This is a genomic window from Faunimonas pinastri (genome assembly GCF_900110915.1).
Lineage (GTDB): Bacteria > Pseudomonadota > Alphaproteobacteria > Rhizobiales > Afifellaceae > Faunimonas > Faunimonas pinastri.
Window position 1 is genome coordinate 93,311 of the sequence record NZ_FOFG01000002.1, and the last position, 14,291, is coordinate 107,601.

The window sequence follows — 14,291 nt, forward strand, 5'->3', positions numbered from 1 at the left end:
AACCCTTTGGCTGATCTCTTCAGCCTTCCACTTGCCTACACGATGGCGCATCGCCAAGATCGTTTCAACCAATCGGAGAACCTCATGTCCCTGCATCGCAGAATGGCTGCTTTCGCGGCAGCCACTGCCCTCGCATCGTCCCTGTCCGTCCTCGTGGCGGCTCCTGCGCACGCCATAGAGCCTAAGGACGCGGCTAAGGCGCTCGGCGTCGCCATGGCCGATGGCGACGAGTCCAAGGTCACATTCGAACAGGCGACGATGGACGGCGCCAATGTGGTCGTGACCGGCCTGAGCTTCGCGCAGGGCGAAACCAGCCAGGGCACTCTTCGCTTCGACAAGACCGTGATACAGGCGCCGGTGGACGGCACCGGCGACGTCGCCTTCACCTCGCCGAAGGTGGATTTCACGGGCGGCACCATTGCCGGCAATGCGATCGGCAGCGTGGAAAGCGCGGCACTCACCGATCTGCGCGTGATGCGGCAGGATGCGATAACCGGCAAGAAGATCGCCGAAGGCGCCGTCTTTTCGTCCGGCGAGGCCCACAACATCCACTTCCGCCCGTCCTCGCAGCAGGACGAGATGACGGTGGACCAGTTCGTCGTCCACTCCGGCGACATCGTCGACAACGTGCCTCAGCAGAGCAGCGGCAAGGCCGACCACATCATCGTGCCGGCCACCTGGTTCGCGCAGGCCAACGTGACGCCGAAGACGCTGGGCTACGACCGGCTCGATTTCGCGCTGAACTGGGACGGCGCGCGCGATCCGAAGACGCAGCTCGTCACCCTGAACGACTTCACGCTGGACCTGAAGGACGGCGGCACACTGAAGCTGACCGGCCAGGTCGGCAACGTGCCGGTCGGCGCGGCGGCTCCCGATTCGCCCGGTGCCATCGCCAGCCAGGCCGTTATCCACAATCTGAAGCTTCGCTACGAGGATCACTCGCTCGCGTCCCGCATCCTCAAGGCGCAGTCCGAGCAGCAGGGCGTGTCGCCGGACCAGTATGCCCAGCAGCTCGGCATGGCCCTGCCCTTCCTGCTCTCCGCGATCGGCAACCAGAAATTCGCTTCCGAGGTCTCCGGGGCGGTTTCCACCTTCCTCAAGAACCCGCAGTCCTTGACGGTCACGCTGGCTCCGAACCCGCCGGTTTCCGGAGCGGAGATCGTGCAACTCGTGCAGACTGCCCCCGACACGGCTCCGGACCGGCTGAACGCACATGTGACGGCGAACAGTTCGCAATAATGAACTCTGTCGCCAATTAACGAGATCGTCGGGGGGCGAAATGCCGCAAAAGTTAGTTCTTCACGCGCTGCTGCTGGCATCCGTTTCCGGGCCGGTCCTTATGGGGACGGCCCGGGCCGACGGGCAGAGCGAAGCGCTCGTCAAGGGCTTCATCGCAGCGGTGGGGCTGTCCAGGGACTGGTCCGCCAACGCCGCATCGGTGCGCTCGGAAGGAGCGGACACGATCGCGGAAAACGTGCTGATCTCCAACGGCGGCCAGCAGTTCAGCGTTAAGATCGGGCGGCTTCGGCTGCGTGACCTCCACGCGGCGACCGGTGGAGGCTTCGCGGCGTCCGAAGCGGAGCTCTCCGGCGTGCAGCTCCGCACGCCGAGCGAGGACGAGGATGTCTCGTCCATCAAGATCGCCTCACCGCTGATCGGCAACCTCGGCGCCATCCGCGTCGATGTCAGCAATCCGGCTTCCCTCTCCGGAGCGGCCTACGAGGCTATGTCAAAGTCCTCTTTCGGCTCTCTCGACGTGCAGTCCGTGACCTCGACCGTCAAGGAGAAGGCGCAGGATTCCGACCAGCTGACCCCGACGGCCCGGATGTCGATGGACAGCCTGCACCTGGACGAATTGAAGGACGGCGTGATCGCCAGCTTCAACTCCGGGCCGATACGCTCCGACATGCAACCCGCCGGCAAGATGCCGGGTTGGACGCTCTCGGGAGCGGCACTGACCGGCGCCCATCTCGATGTCGGGGCGGCCGCTCATGTCTACCAGCCATCGGCCTACGTCGACGGCAAGGGCGATGCCCAGTGGCGAACGGTCCTCCGGCAGGCCGCCATGAAGGACGTGACGAGCAAGCGTCTGGACGATGATCGTTTCAGCGCCCATCTCGGAAACATCAGTCTCGAAGATTTCCAGATGCGCCAGCCCGCGAAACCGTTCGGCGCGGATGTCGGCTGGCTGATGAACCACCGTCCGAATGGACCGCTCGACCCGAACAGCGTCGAACATCTCGCCAACGTGACCAGCGCCTATCGCCTCGGACGCATGGTGCTGTCCGATTTCGCCGCGACGGACGGCACGGCGGATGCTCCTGTGGAGGCGACGTTCGATGAAGTCAGCTTCGAGGGCTTCGACATCGACGGCTTGGAAGCATTCGCCTTGCGGGACCTCAAGATCTCCAGTCCCGAAGCCCGTGGCGGCTTGCAATCGCTCCAGTTCGGTGGCCTCCGATTGCCGCCTCGCGAGTACTTCAAGGCCCTTCTCGAAGCCGAGAACGCTCACGACCAACCCGCCATCACGCTCGCGGCGCGCAAGATGGTCCCAGGGTTGGAGCGGTTCCATCTCGATCATTTCGCTTTCGGCACTTCGCCTCAGAAGACGATGACGTTGAAGGCGCTGGATGTCCATGCGACGCCGGGCGCAACTTTCGATGCCCCCGCGTCTGCCGAGGATGTCACTCTCGATACGCTGGTCGTTCCAGCAGAGCTGATCCGAAGCGACGAAAACGCCGAGATCCTGGATGCTCTCGGCTATAGCCAGTTCGTCCTGGACGGTACGGGCAAGGGTACCTATGAGGCGTCCGCCGGCCGGTTCGACGGCAGCACGACGCTCACCTTGAAGGATGCCGGCGCGTTCACGCTGTCCGCCGATCTTTCTGGCATGACGCAGCAATGGTTCGAGGCCTTCGAAAAGGTGCAGGCCCGCGCCGGCAGGGACGTGGAGAGCCTCGCTGCCCAGCAGGCCGTTCTCGCCGCATTTGGCAAGCTTACCCTCAACGGAGCATCAGTCCGCGTCAGCGACCGTTCGATCGTCGGTCGCGCGTTCGCCCTGGCGGCGGAGAAGAAGGGCCAGACCGGCCCGGAGATGCAGCAGCAGACGGTTGCGGCGTTGCCCTTCCTGCTGCAAAGCGGGTTGAAGAACCCGGGACTGGTCAAGACCCTGACCGGCCCGCTGCAGGAGTTCCTGGGCGGCGGCAAGACGCTGGTTCTGACGCTGGCGCCGAAATCGCCCGTTCCGCTCGAGGAGGTCGCCAGCGCCGCACAGAGCGACCCGCAATCCATCCCGCAGATCCTGAACCTTCAGGCAGCCTCGCAAGCCAACCCACCTGCCCGGACGCAACCCTGAGCAGGACGCAGGCTGCAACGAAAAAGGGCGCGGAGCCGAAGCTCCGCGCCCTTTCTGTGTCCGCAGACCGGATCAGGCCTTCGGCGCTGTCCGGATGTGCAGCTCGCGCAGCTGCTTGGGCGTCGCTTCCGAGGGAGCACCCATCAGAAGATCCTCGGCCTGCTGGTTCATCGGGAACATGGTGATCTCGCGCAGGTTCTTGGCCCCGCACAGAAGCATCACGATGCGATCGAGACCGGCCGCCATGCCGCCATGCGGCGGTGCGCCGAACTGCAGCGCGCGCAGCATGCCGCCGAAGCGCTCTTCCAGCACCTCCTCGCCATAGCCCGCGATACCGAAGGCCTTCTTCATGATCTCGGCCTTGTGGTTGCGGATGGCGCCCGAGACGATCTCGAAGCCGTTGCAGACCGCGTCATACTGGAAGGCGTCGATGGTCAGCGGATCCTTGCTTTCCAGCGCCTCCAGCCCGCCCTGCGGCATGGAGAAGGGATTGTGCGAGAAGTCGACCTTCTTGTCCTCGTCGTTCCACTCGAACATGGGGAAGTCGACGATCCAGGCGAGCGCGAAGCGGTTCTCGTCGATCAGGCCGAGCTCCTGCCCGACGCGCGTGCGGGCGGAGCCGGCGAAATCGAAGAAGTTCTTCGGCTGACCCGCCACGAAGAACACGGCATCGCCGGTCTTCAGGCCGAGCTGCGACTGGATCGCGGCCGTGCGCTCCGGCCCGATGTTCTTGGCGACCGGACCCGCGCCGCCGTCTTCGCCCTCGCGGAAGAAGATGTAGCCGAGGCCGGGCTGGCCGGAACTCTGCGCCCAGGAGTTCATGCGGTCGCAGAAGGCGCGATTGCCGCCACCGGGAGCCGGGATCGCCCAGACCTGAACGTTGGGATCGGCCTCGATCATCCGTGCGAAGACCTTGAAGTCGGACCCGGCGAAATGCTCGGTAACCTCGGCCATCTTGATCGGATTGCGGAGATCCGGCTTGTCGCTGCCGTACCAGCGGATGGAATCGGCATAGCGGATGCGCGGGAACTCGGCGGTGACCGGCTTGCCTTCGGCGAACGCCTCGAAGATGCCGCGGATCACCGGCTCCATCGTGGAGAGCACGTCTTCCTGCGTGACGAAGCTCATCTCGATGTCGAGCTGGTAGAACTCGCCCGGCAGGCGGTCGGCGCGCGGATCCTCGTCGCGGAAGCAGGGAGCGATCTGGAAATAGCGGTCGAAGCCCGCCATCATGATCAGCTGCTTGAACTGCTGCGGCGCCTGCGGCAGGGCGTAGAACGTGCCGGGATGGATGCGCGAGGGCACCAGGAAGTCGCGCGCGCCTTCCGGCGAGGAAGCCGTCAGGATCGGCGTCTGGAATTCGTTGAAGCCCTGCTCCCGCATCAGCTCACGCATCTTCGCGACGACCGCCACGCGGCGCATGATGTTGCGGTGAAGCGTCTCGCGGCGCAGGTCCAGGAAACGATACTTGAGGCGCGTGTCCTCGGGATAGTCGGGTTCGCCGAAGACCGGCACCGGCAGTTCCGGCGCTTCCGACAGCACCTCGATCTCGCTGGCATGCACCTCGATGGCACCGGTGGCGAGGTTGGGGTTCGCCGTCTCCGGCGAGCGCGCCTTCACCTTGCCGTCGATGCGCAGGCACCATTCCGAACGGACCGTCTCCGCTGTCGCGAAAGCGGCCGAATCCGGATCGACGACGATCTGGGTCAGTCCGTAATGGTCGCGAAGATCGATGAACAGCAGTCCACCATGGTCGCGGACGCGGTGGACCCATCCGGAGAGCCGAACCTCGGCGCCGGCGTCGTCCTGCCGGAGCGCGCCGCAGGTATGTGTTCTATAGCGATGCATGATGGCCCGCAGTGTTGCCGATTTGTTGAATTCCGGCGCGAAAAGCGCAGATGGCGGTTGTGGTGTCAAGGCCGGTGGAAATGCGGCGATTTTCCGTTTGCGGATCGCGACGAATGCCTTTTTGATGGCCCGCGCATGACAGACTCCGCAGAATTCACGGTCTTTACCGATCCCACCGAGGTTGCCGCGCTTTGCGGTCGGCTTAAGCATTCACCCTTTGTCACGGTCGACACGGAGTTCATCCGCGAGAGCACCTATTGGGCGCAGCTCTGCCTGATCCAGATCGCGAGCCCCGACGAGGTCGCCATCATCGACCCGCTCGCGCCCGGCATGGACCTCGCGCCCTTCTTCGCCCTGATGGCGGACGAGACGGTGCTGAAGGTGTTCCACGCCGCCCGCCAGGACATCGAGATCTTCGTGAAGCTCTCCGATGCCGTGCCGCGCCCCCTGTTCGATACGCAGGTGGCCGCCATGGTCTGCGGCTTCGGCGACCAGGTAAGCTACGACCAGCTCGTCCAGCGCCTCGCGGGCAAACAGATCGACAAGTCGTCCCGCTTCACCGACTGGGCCCGCCGTCCGCTGACGGGCAAGCAGCTCGCCTACGCCGCCGCCGACGTCATCTATCTCCGCGACGTCTATGCCGGCCTGCAGGCCGATCTGGAGGAACGCGGGCGCACGCAGTGGGTGTCGGAGGAAATGGCGATCCTCGCCGATCCCGCGACCTACCGCACCCATCCCGAAGATGCGTGGGAGCGGCTGAAGATGCGGGTCAAGAAACCCCGCCAGCTTGCCGCCCTCCAGGCCCTTGCCGCCTGGCGCGAACGGGAGGCGCAGCAGCGCGACCAGCCGCGCGGGCGCGTGCTCAAGGACGACGCGATCTATGAGCTGGCGATCCAGCAGCCGCGCGATGCCGAGGCGTTGGCCCAGCTCCGCAGCCTTCCGCGCGGGTTCGAACGCTCCAGCGCCGGGCGGGGCATCCTCGAAGCGATCGCTTCCGCGCTGGCCCTGCCGGAAGCCGACCTGCCGCATCTGCCGCGCCAGCGTCCCGCGCCGGAACATGCGAGCGCCGCCGCCGACCTCCTGAAGGTGCTGCTCAAGATGGTGTCCGAGCAGCACCGGGTCGCCTCCCGCGTCATCGCGACTTCGGAAGACCTGGAGCAGATCGCCGTCAATGACGAGCCGGACGTGCCGGCCATGCATGGCTGGCGGCGCGAACTCTTCGGCGAACTGGCGCTTTCCCTGAAACGCGGCGATCTCGCCCTGGCCCTGTCGCGACGCGGCATCGTGGCCATGGACACCACGAAGGAGGCCGCGGCCGCCGAATAGCGGCCGCTTCTTTCGCGCAGTTCTGGAGCGCCGCCCGATCGACCGACCGGGCGGCGTTTCAGTCTGCGATCCTGATCCTGGAAGCAAAGCCGCCGATCGCGGCGAGCTGCTTCACGCGGGTCGCCAGCCGCGCTCCCGCGAGATCGGCGAGATCCGCCGGCAGGACAAGCTCGATCGTCTTGCCGTTCCGACGCAGCTGCGTCCGGGGAATGACGCCCGGCATAGAAGCGGACACCAGATAGGCCACGCGGAACGCCGCCGCGAGCGCCCTCGCCCGCTCCCGGTAGCGCATCGGCGCGATCTCGCGGATGCCGCTGCCGAGCTCATCGTCGGACAGCCCGGCGTGCCGGTAATAGACCGCGAGCGCCAGATAGGCGCGGCCAGGATGGTCGACCGCGATGAAGGATGCGTTGGCGATGACGTTGAAGCTCTGCTCGCCGCGATAGTCCGGATGCGCACGCCAGCCGATATCCGCGAGATGGCAGGCGGCGGCGCGGAGCCGGCGCTCTTCAGGTCGCTCGCCGATGCTAAGGACGTCCATCGCCATCTCGGTCCAGTCGACCAGCTCGTCGCCATGTTCGGGCGAGCGGGAGCGCCAGACTGACAGTTCGCGCGCGGCGAGAATGAGCGGATCCTCAGCCTGTTCCCGTGGCGGGATCTTTTCGAAGAGATGGCCTTCGCGCAGGCCCAGTGCCGAAATCATCACCGACTTCGGCTTGCCGATCCGCAGCACCTCCGCGAGCACCGTGGCGCCGAAGGGCAGCAGCGTCTGGCGGAGCTTCGAGACGGCCTCGATCCCGGGAATGCCCTCCGGCTCGCGGCGGAGCAGGGTTTCCAGGAAGACCTGCAACTCATCCACAGCGATCCGGTAGCCGTGCATCACATGCAGCGGATAGCCGGTCTGGTGCATGTGGAGCCGCGCCATCGCGCGCCAGGTGCCGCCGATGGCGTAGAAGGTCCGGTCCTTGAGGTTCGGCAGCACGGAAGAGCCGGAGAGCGCCTTGCGGGCAATCTCCTGCGCCGTCTTGAGCGAGCCCTTGGAGCCGCTCTGCAACCGCAGGCCGCCGAGCAGCAGGCTGTCGCCCTTGCCCACCCGGCTGCCGTTCACGTCGATCAGTTCCAGGCTGCCGCCACCGAGATCGCCGGCGATGCCGTCGGGATCGGAAAAGCCCGAAACGATGCCGAGCGCCGAGACCCGCGCCTCGTCGGGACCGCTCAGCAGCGTGACCGGCACGCCGCAGATTTTTTCCACCTCGGCAAGGAAGGCCGGGCCGTTCGCCGCCTCGCGGGCCGCGGCGGTGGCAAGCACATCGAGTTCGCCGACGCGCATCTGCTTGGCCAGAGCGGCAAACCGCCTGAGGCCGTTCAGCGTCTTTTCGACCGCGTCCTCGGCGAGGCGGCCGGTTTCCGCGACACCCGCGCCGAGACCGGCCATGATCTTCTCGTTGAAGAGCGGGGTGGGCGCGCGCTCCAGCCTTTCGTAGACGACCAGGCGCACGGAGTTGGAACCGATGTCGATGACGCCGATCGGGGACGATTCCGATGTGCGCTCGCGAATGGGGAGATGATCAGACACTGTCTTCCGGTACGAATGCTCTGGGCGAGGACGATTTCAACGACTTGCCACGGCCGGAAAGACTGGGGTTCGTCATGAAATATTGATGGGCGTTGAAGGGTTCCTCTCCCTCCTCGGGATGGATCCGGCGAGACGTTCCGTCCGGCAGCACGGTCCAGCTCTGCTCGTTGTCCTTCAGGTTCGCGACCATGATCTGGTCGAGGATCTGCCTGTGAACGGTCGGATTGTCGATGGGCACCATCGCCTCGACACGGCGGTCGAGATTGCGCGGCATCAGGTCGGCGGAGCCGATATAGACCACCGCCTGGTCGGACGGCAGGCCCTGGCCGTTGCCGAAGCACAGAATGCGGGAATGCTCCAGGAAACGGCCGACGATGGACTTGACCCGGATGTTCTCGGACAGACCCGGGATGCCCGGTCGCAGGCAGCAGATACCGCGCACGATGAGGTCCACCGAGACGCCCTGCTGGCTCGCCACATAGAGGTGATCGATGATCTCGCGGTCCACCAGCGAATTCATCTTCATCCAGATCTGTGCCGGCCGGCCCGCCCGCGCATGCTCTGTCTCGGTGGCGATGTGTTCGAGGATTCGGGCGCGCAGCGTGTAGGGAGAAATCGCGATCCGCTTCATCTCCTGCGGCGGCGCATAGCCGGTGATGAAGTTGAACATCCGCGCCACGTCGCGCGCGATCACGGGATCGGCCGTGAAATAGCTGAGATCGGTATAGATGCGGGCGGTGATCGGGTGATAGTTGCCCGTGCCGATATGGACGTAGCTCGCCAGCCCGCCGGCCTCGCGCCGCACCACCTGCGAGAGCTTGGCGTGCGTCTTCAGTTCCAGGAAGCCGTAGACGACCTGTGCGCCGGCGCGCTCCAGATCCTTCGCCCAGCGGATATTGGCTTCCTCGTCGAAACGCGCCTTGAGTTCGACCAGCGCCGTCACCGACTTGCCCGCCTCGGCGGCCTCGGTCAGCGCCTTGACGATGGGCGAGTCCTTCGAGGTCCGGTAAAGCGTCTGCTTGATCGCGACCACATCCGGGTCGGAGGCCGCCTGCCGGAGGAACTGCACCACCACGTCGAACGATTCGTAGGGGTGGTGGACGACGATATCCTTCTGGCGGATCGCGGCGAAGCAATCGCCGCCATGCTCGCGGATGCGCTCGGGGAACCGCGCCGTATAGGGCGTGAACTTGAGTTCGGGGCGGTCGAGCCCCACCAGCTGCGAGACGCTGTGGATGCCGAGCATGCCCGGCATGATCTGAACTTCGCTGTCCTCCACGGCGAGCGCGTTCTGCACCACCGCCTTCAGCGCGTCCGGCATGCCTTCGCTGACTTCCAGCCGGATCACCGAGCCGCGACGGCGCTGCTTCAGCGCGCGCTCGAAGAGCCGCACGAGGTCTTCCGCCTCTTCCTCGATCTCGATGTCGGAATCGCGGATGACGCGGAACGCGCCGCGCCCGTTCACGGTGTAGCCGGGGAACAGGCGGGGAATGAAGAGCCCGACCACTTCCTCCAGCGCGATGAAACGCATCGGCTCCGAGGAATCGGTGCGCGGCAGGGCGATGAAGCGATCCAGCGTGGCGGGCATGCGGATCAGCGCCGTCATGGCCCGCCGGTCGGCCGAGTTCAGCTGCAACGCCAGCGAGAAGCCGAGATTGGGGATGAACGGGAAAGGATGCGCCGGGTCGATCGCCAGCGGCGTCAGCACCGGGAAGATCGCGTCCAGGAAGAAGTCGTCCAGCCAGTGGAGATCGTCCCCGCCCAGATCGCCGGAATCGAGGACCACGATGCCGTTTTCGGCCATCTCGCCATGCAACGCCTGCCACTGGGCCTGCTGCACGTCGACCAGCGCCATGACCTTGCGGCCGATCTCGACCAGCTGCTCGCTGGGGGTCAGGCCATCGTCGCTGAGCGGCGCGATCCCTTCCCTCGCCTGCCCGCGAAGGCCGGCGACGCGCACCATCACGAACTCGTCGAGATTGCTGCCGGAAATAGAGAGAAAGCGCAGCCGCTCCAGCAGCGGATGATTGGGGTTGCAGGATTCCTCCAGCACCCTTCGATTGAATTCGAGCCAGGAGATCTCGCGATTGATGAACCGCTTCGGACTGGTCGCAAGCTCATGGTCGATGCTGACCGGCACGGCGACCTCGGCCGGTTCGATGCTGCCGAGATCGGAAATCGCTTCAGACATTCGTATCACCCGGATTACACGCCGGGATCGTCTTTCGCGTCCATGTCTGACAGCCGGATGACAGTGCCGTCTTCATCTCTCGCAACCTATTCGAATCGAGCCAGAACCTGCGCCGCCAATGCCCGGGTGATCCCGCGCCGCTCGGTGAGCGCTTCCCGGTCCAGTGTCTCGACAACCCTAACGGCAGAAGCGAGGGATCTTTCCATTCGCGCCAGCAAAAAGTCGACGACGCTTTTCTCCACGATGATCTGCCGGTCGGCGAAGAGCTTCACCAGCACCTGCCGGAGCAGGGTCTCGTCCGGCTGCGGCAGGTCGAGGGCCGCCGCCATGCGGAGCCGGGAAAGCAGGTCCGGCAGCGCGACCCGCCAATCCGCCACCGGCTGGCGGGAAACGAGCAGGACGGAGCCCCTGAGTTCGCGCGCCGCGTTCAGGAGATGGAACAGCGCCCGCTCCGGAACAGCGCCGGGACGCAAACCGTCCACCACGACGGCTCCCGTGGCGAAAGCCGCGCCGGGCTGATCCTCGTCGAGTTGATCCGGGCGAAGAAAGATTGCCTCGCTCCGCTCCGCCCAGATATGGGCCAGATGCGTTTTCCCGGCGCCCAGCGGCCCGGTCAGCACCAGCGTCGGCGCCGGCCAGTTCGGCCAAAGGTCGATCAGCTTCAACGCGGGAGCGTTGGTGGGCGTCACAACGTAGCTGTCCCGGCTGAATTCCGGATCGTGGGGCAAGCCCAAGGGCAATTGTCGAGGCGCTTCAATCATCTGTCTGGCGATCACACTTCGGGACCGGGGTCGCTCAGGTCGATTTCGACGGCTCCCCGATAAATCGAGCTCTGCTCGTAGCGTTCGATGGCGAACCGCACCAGTACGCCGAGCGCGGCAGCCACAGGAACGGCGAGCAGCATGCCGACGAAGCCGAAAAGGCTCGCGGCCACGAACAGCGCGAACATCAGCCAGACCGGATGCACACCGACGCTGCCGCCGACCAGCCGGGGCTGCAGGATGTTGCCTTCCACGAACTGCCCGAACAGGAAGATGCCGGCGACCGCGAGCACCCAGGGCCATTCCGGCCAGAACTGGAACAGTGCCACGCTGACCGCCAGCACGAAACCGGTGACGGAGCCGACATAGGGGATGAAGCTGATGATGCCGGCGGCCGCCCCGATCAGCAGCGCGAAGTTCAGCTTCACCATGGTCAGCGCGAAGGCGTAATAGACACCGAGGATCAGGCAGAGGCCACCCTGCCCGCGAATGAACCCGGCCATGGCGCGGTCGATCCGTCGGCACAGCAGGCGGACGGTTTCCACATGGTCGCGCGGCAGCAGGCTGTCCACGCGGTCCAGCATCCGGTCCCAGTCGTAGAGCATGTAGAAGGCGACCACCGGCGTCACGATGACGAGGCTGCCGATGTTGATCACGGCCTGTCCGCCCGCCCAGATCGAGGTGATAACCGTACCCAGCCAGCTCGTCGCCTGGCCCGCCAGTTGCTCGATCGTGGCGCGGGAATTCGGCATGCCGAGATATTCGCCGACGCGGGACTTGGAGAGTTCGTCCACCAGATCCTGCACCCGCGCGGCGAAGGCCGGCACGAAGGCAACCAGCGCCATGAGCTGGTCGTAGAGCAGCGGGATCAGGATCAGCATCGCCGCGCCGAACAGGAGCACCGAGATGAGCAGGATCGAGACAGTGGACCAGAGCCGGCTGAGGCCGAGCTTCTCGAAGCGGTCCGCGATGGGGTCCAGCGCATAGGCCAGCGCCATTCCCAGCACGAATGGCAGCAGCACGCCGCGCACCATCCAGAGAAATAGCACGACGAAGACGAGAGAGACGATCCAGAAGACCGGTTGGCGCCTCAGGGTCACGCTCCGGGTTCCTTTGATTGCTCGTCCACTCCAGCCATATGCCTTACCCAGTCGACGAGGTAGGCGCCGGCCGACCCGACCGTCAGACCCGCCACCACGATCACAAGTGACTGTACCACAGGCGCAAGGTCGTGAGTGCCTGCTTTCAAGGCAAGGCTGGTCGCCACCAGAACGATCTGGGCGGCGGTATTGAACTTGGAAACCCAGAGCGGCTTCATCTTGATCGGACGGCCGAGTATCGACGCCAGCACCACCGCGCCGACGATGAGGATATCGCGGCTGACCACCAGAACGATGAGCCACGCCGGAATCGCGCCCCGGGTGCCCAGCGACAGGAACACGGAAACCAGAAGCGCCTTGTCGGCGATCGGATCGAGATAGGAGCCGAGGACGGAGGACCAGCCGAACTGCTTGGCGAGAAAGCCGTCCAGCGCGTCGGAGATCCCGGCCAGGATGAACAGCACGAGGCAGGCGGTATAGCGCTCTTCGATCACCAGCCAGACGATCAGCGGCACAGCCAGAAGGCGCGCGATCGTGATGAAATTCGGCAGCGTCAAAGGGTCACCGGGAGGAACGATGTAGATCGCCAGTCAATGGGGGCTGGCGAGCTTCCTTGCAAGCCTGCCGGATCGCTTCGCCTCGTGCCGGATAACGCCGCCCCGCTGGTCCCGACCGCCCCGCTGTTACGCCCGCTGCAGGGGAACCCGGATGCCCTGCGTGCGCAGCGCGCCGGCGTTCCACACGACCGTCGTCAGTAAGAGGAGCGCGACGGCCTGATGGGTCAGCGCGAGGTGAACGGGAACGACGAGAAGCAGCGTTGCGATGCCGAGCGCCACCTGCAGGAAGACCACCGCGACCATCAACGCAGCGCGGCGGCGGCCGTCAGCTTCCCCCTGCCGCCAGAGAGCGCCGGCATGGATAATCACCGCGACCAGTACGGCGTAGGCCCAGACGCGATGATCGAACTGGATGGTCGGGATGTTGTCGACGAAGTTCATCCAGAACGGCCGCATCATCCCCATGCCCGCAGGCACGAGGTGCCCGTCCATCAGCGGCCAGGTATTGTAGGTGAGGCCGGCATGATGTCCGGCGACCAGCGCCCCCAGCGCGATCTGCACGAAGACCATGGCGACCAGCAGCCGGGCGCCCCACCGCATGCCGGAGGAAACCGGCTGACGGTTCGGCCCCAGGCGGACGAACATCGCGACCACGGCAGAGAAGAACATGCAGGCAAGCGTCAGGTGCAAGGCGAGCTTCACCGGCTCCACCGCCGTCATGCCCGGCTTCAGGCCCGAGGCCACCATGATCCAGCCGACGAGCCCCTGCGTGCCCAGCAGAAACAGGAGACCGACGAGACCGATCGCGATGCGACGCGTCATCGTGCGCATCACGGCGAACCAGACGATACCGGCAAGGAAGACCAGCCCGATGAACCGACCGAGCTGGCGATGCGACCATTCCCACCAGAAGATACCCTTGAACTGCGAGAGCGTCATGCCCTCGTTCAGGATCTCGTACTGCGAGCTCTGCTGGTAGTTCGCGAATTCGGCCTGCCACGCCTGATCCGTCAGCGGCGGGATCGCGCCGCTGATCGGATTCCACTGCGTGATCGACAGGCCGGAACCGGTGAGCCGCGTCGCGCCGCCCACCAGCACCATCGCGAAGACGAGCACCGCGATGACGGCCAGCCAGGCACGAAGAGGCCTCAGGCTGCGCCGGCGGGCCGTATTGGCCGCCCTGGGGGAACGATCGAGAGTCGTGACGGACATGCGAATACCTCTGCCCCCCCGAATACTCCCTGCCCCGGCCCGTCACAAGAACCGGATGCCGGCGCGACACGCCGCCGCGAATGCGGCAGCGTGGACGCTGGATTCATGTAGAATGGGCGCAAGGAACGACGGGGAAGGATCGATGCGGCAACGGATTCGCAAGCTGACGGGGGCAGCCGCCCTGCTCGTCCTCGTCGTCTGCTACGCGCTGGTGGTGATGACCATAGCCGTGACGCGAATACCGGATGCGTCGAAGCTCGGGCAGCTCGTCTTCTATATCGTCGCCGGCTTTCTGTGGGTGCTCCCGGCGGGCGCCCTGATCAGCTGGATGTCGAAGCCGGACCAAACGGCCCGGCGCGGCTGAG

At 65.5% G+C, this 14,291-nt stretch carries 11 protein-coding genes; 4 read left to right on the top strand and 7 right to left on the bottom strand.

Annotated elements, in window-relative coordinates:
* The first annotated feature begins 84 nt into the window (after nucleotides 1-84).
* Both BMY25_RS03710 and BMY25_RS03715 read left to right on the top strand, forming a co-directional pair.
* Nucleotides 85-1,239, top strand: coding sequence for a hypothetical protein (locus BMY25_RS03710; RefSeq protein ID WP_143061864.1), 1,155 nt, complete (start codon nucleotides 85-87; stop codon nucleotides 1,237-1,239).
* Nucleotides 1,240-1,279: 40 nt separating this feature from the next.
* A complete protein-coding gene (locus BMY25_RS03715; protein ID WP_143061865.1) occupies nucleotides 1,280-3,355 on the top strand; it encodes a hypothetical protein in 2,076 nt (691 codons plus the stop codon).
* 72 nt (nucleotides 3,356-3,427) lie between these two features.
* On the opposite strand, the gene aspS is transcribed toward BMY25_RS03715, so the two are convergent.
* Complete coding sequence (gene aspS, locus BMY25_RS03720) at nucleotides 3,428-5,203, bottom strand: aspartate--tRNA ligase (protein ID WP_092495278.1); 1,776 nt, start codon at nucleotides 5,201-5,203, stop codon at nucleotides 3,428-3,430.
* 135 nt (nucleotides 5,204-5,338) lie between these two features.
* Here aspS and rnd point away from each other — a divergent pair, with 135 nt between their 5' ends.
* On the top strand, nucleotides 5,339-6,529 hold the full coding sequence (gene rnd, locus BMY25_RS03725) for a ribonuclease D (protein WP_092495279.1): 1,191 nt from the start codon (nucleotides 5,339-5,341) through the stop codon (nucleotides 6,527-6,529).
* 58 nt (nucleotides 6,530-6,587) lie between these two features.
* Here rnd and BMY25_RS03730 read toward each other — a convergent pair whose 3' ends face one another.
* From BMY25_RS03730 to BMY25_RS03755, 6 genes are all read right to left on the bottom strand, one after another.
* Nucleotides 6,588-8,105 carry a Ppx/GppA family phosphatase gene (locus BMY25_RS03730; protein ID WP_238858144.1) on the bottom strand — a complete coding sequence of 506 codons (1,518 nt, stop codon included), beginning with the start codon at nucleotides 8,103-8,105 and terminating at the stop codon, nucleotides 6,588-6,590.
* Nucleotides 8,098-10,296: an RNA degradosome polyphosphate kinase gene (locus BMY25_RS03735; RefSeq protein ID WP_092495280.1), complete on the bottom strand. Its 2,199-nt coding sequence runs from the start codon at nucleotides 10,294-10,296 to the stop codon at nucleotides 8,098-8,100. Before BMY25_RS03735 ends, BMY25_RS03730 begins: the two co-directional genes overlap by 8 nt.
* Nucleotides 10,297-10,382: 86 nt before the next feature.
* Nucleotides 10,383-10,985, bottom strand: coding sequence for an HdaA/DnaA family protein (locus BMY25_RS03740; RefSeq protein ID WP_238858145.1), 603 nt, complete (start codon nucleotides 10,983-10,985; stop codon nucleotides 10,383-10,385).
* Between the two features lie 83 nt (nucleotides 10,986-11,068).
* The gene (locus BMY25_RS03745) at nucleotides 11,069-12,157 is read right to left on the bottom strand and encodes an AI-2E family transporter (RefSeq protein WP_238858146.1); all 1,089 of its coding nucleotides are present in this window, start codon (nucleotides 12,155-12,157) and stop codon (nucleotides 11,069-11,071) included.
* The gene (locus BMY25_RS03750) at nucleotides 12,154-12,714 is read right to left on the bottom strand and encodes a CDP-alcohol phosphatidyltransferase family protein (protein WP_092495282.1); all 561 of its coding nucleotides are present in this window, start codon (nucleotides 12,712-12,714) and stop codon (nucleotides 12,154-12,156) included. Before BMY25_RS03750 ends, BMY25_RS03745 begins: the two co-directional genes overlap by 4 nt.
* 126 nt (nucleotides 12,715-12,840) lie before the next feature.
* Nucleotides 12,841-13,926, bottom strand: coding sequence for a COX15/CtaA family protein (locus tag BMY25_RS03755; RefSeq protein ID WP_092495283.1), 1,086 nt, complete (start codon nucleotides 13,924-13,926; stop codon nucleotides 12,841-12,843).
* A gap of 142 nt (nucleotides 13,927-14,068) precedes the next feature.
* Here BMY25_RS03755 and BMY25_RS03760 point away from each other — a divergent pair, with 142 nt between their 5' ends.
* Nucleotides 14,069-14,290: a DUF2842 domain-containing protein gene (locus tag BMY25_RS03760; protein WP_092495284.1), complete on the top strand. Its 222-nt coding sequence runs from the start codon at nucleotides 14,069-14,071 to the stop codon at nucleotides 14,288-14,290.
* Nucleotide 14,291: the final 1 nt, after the last annotated feature.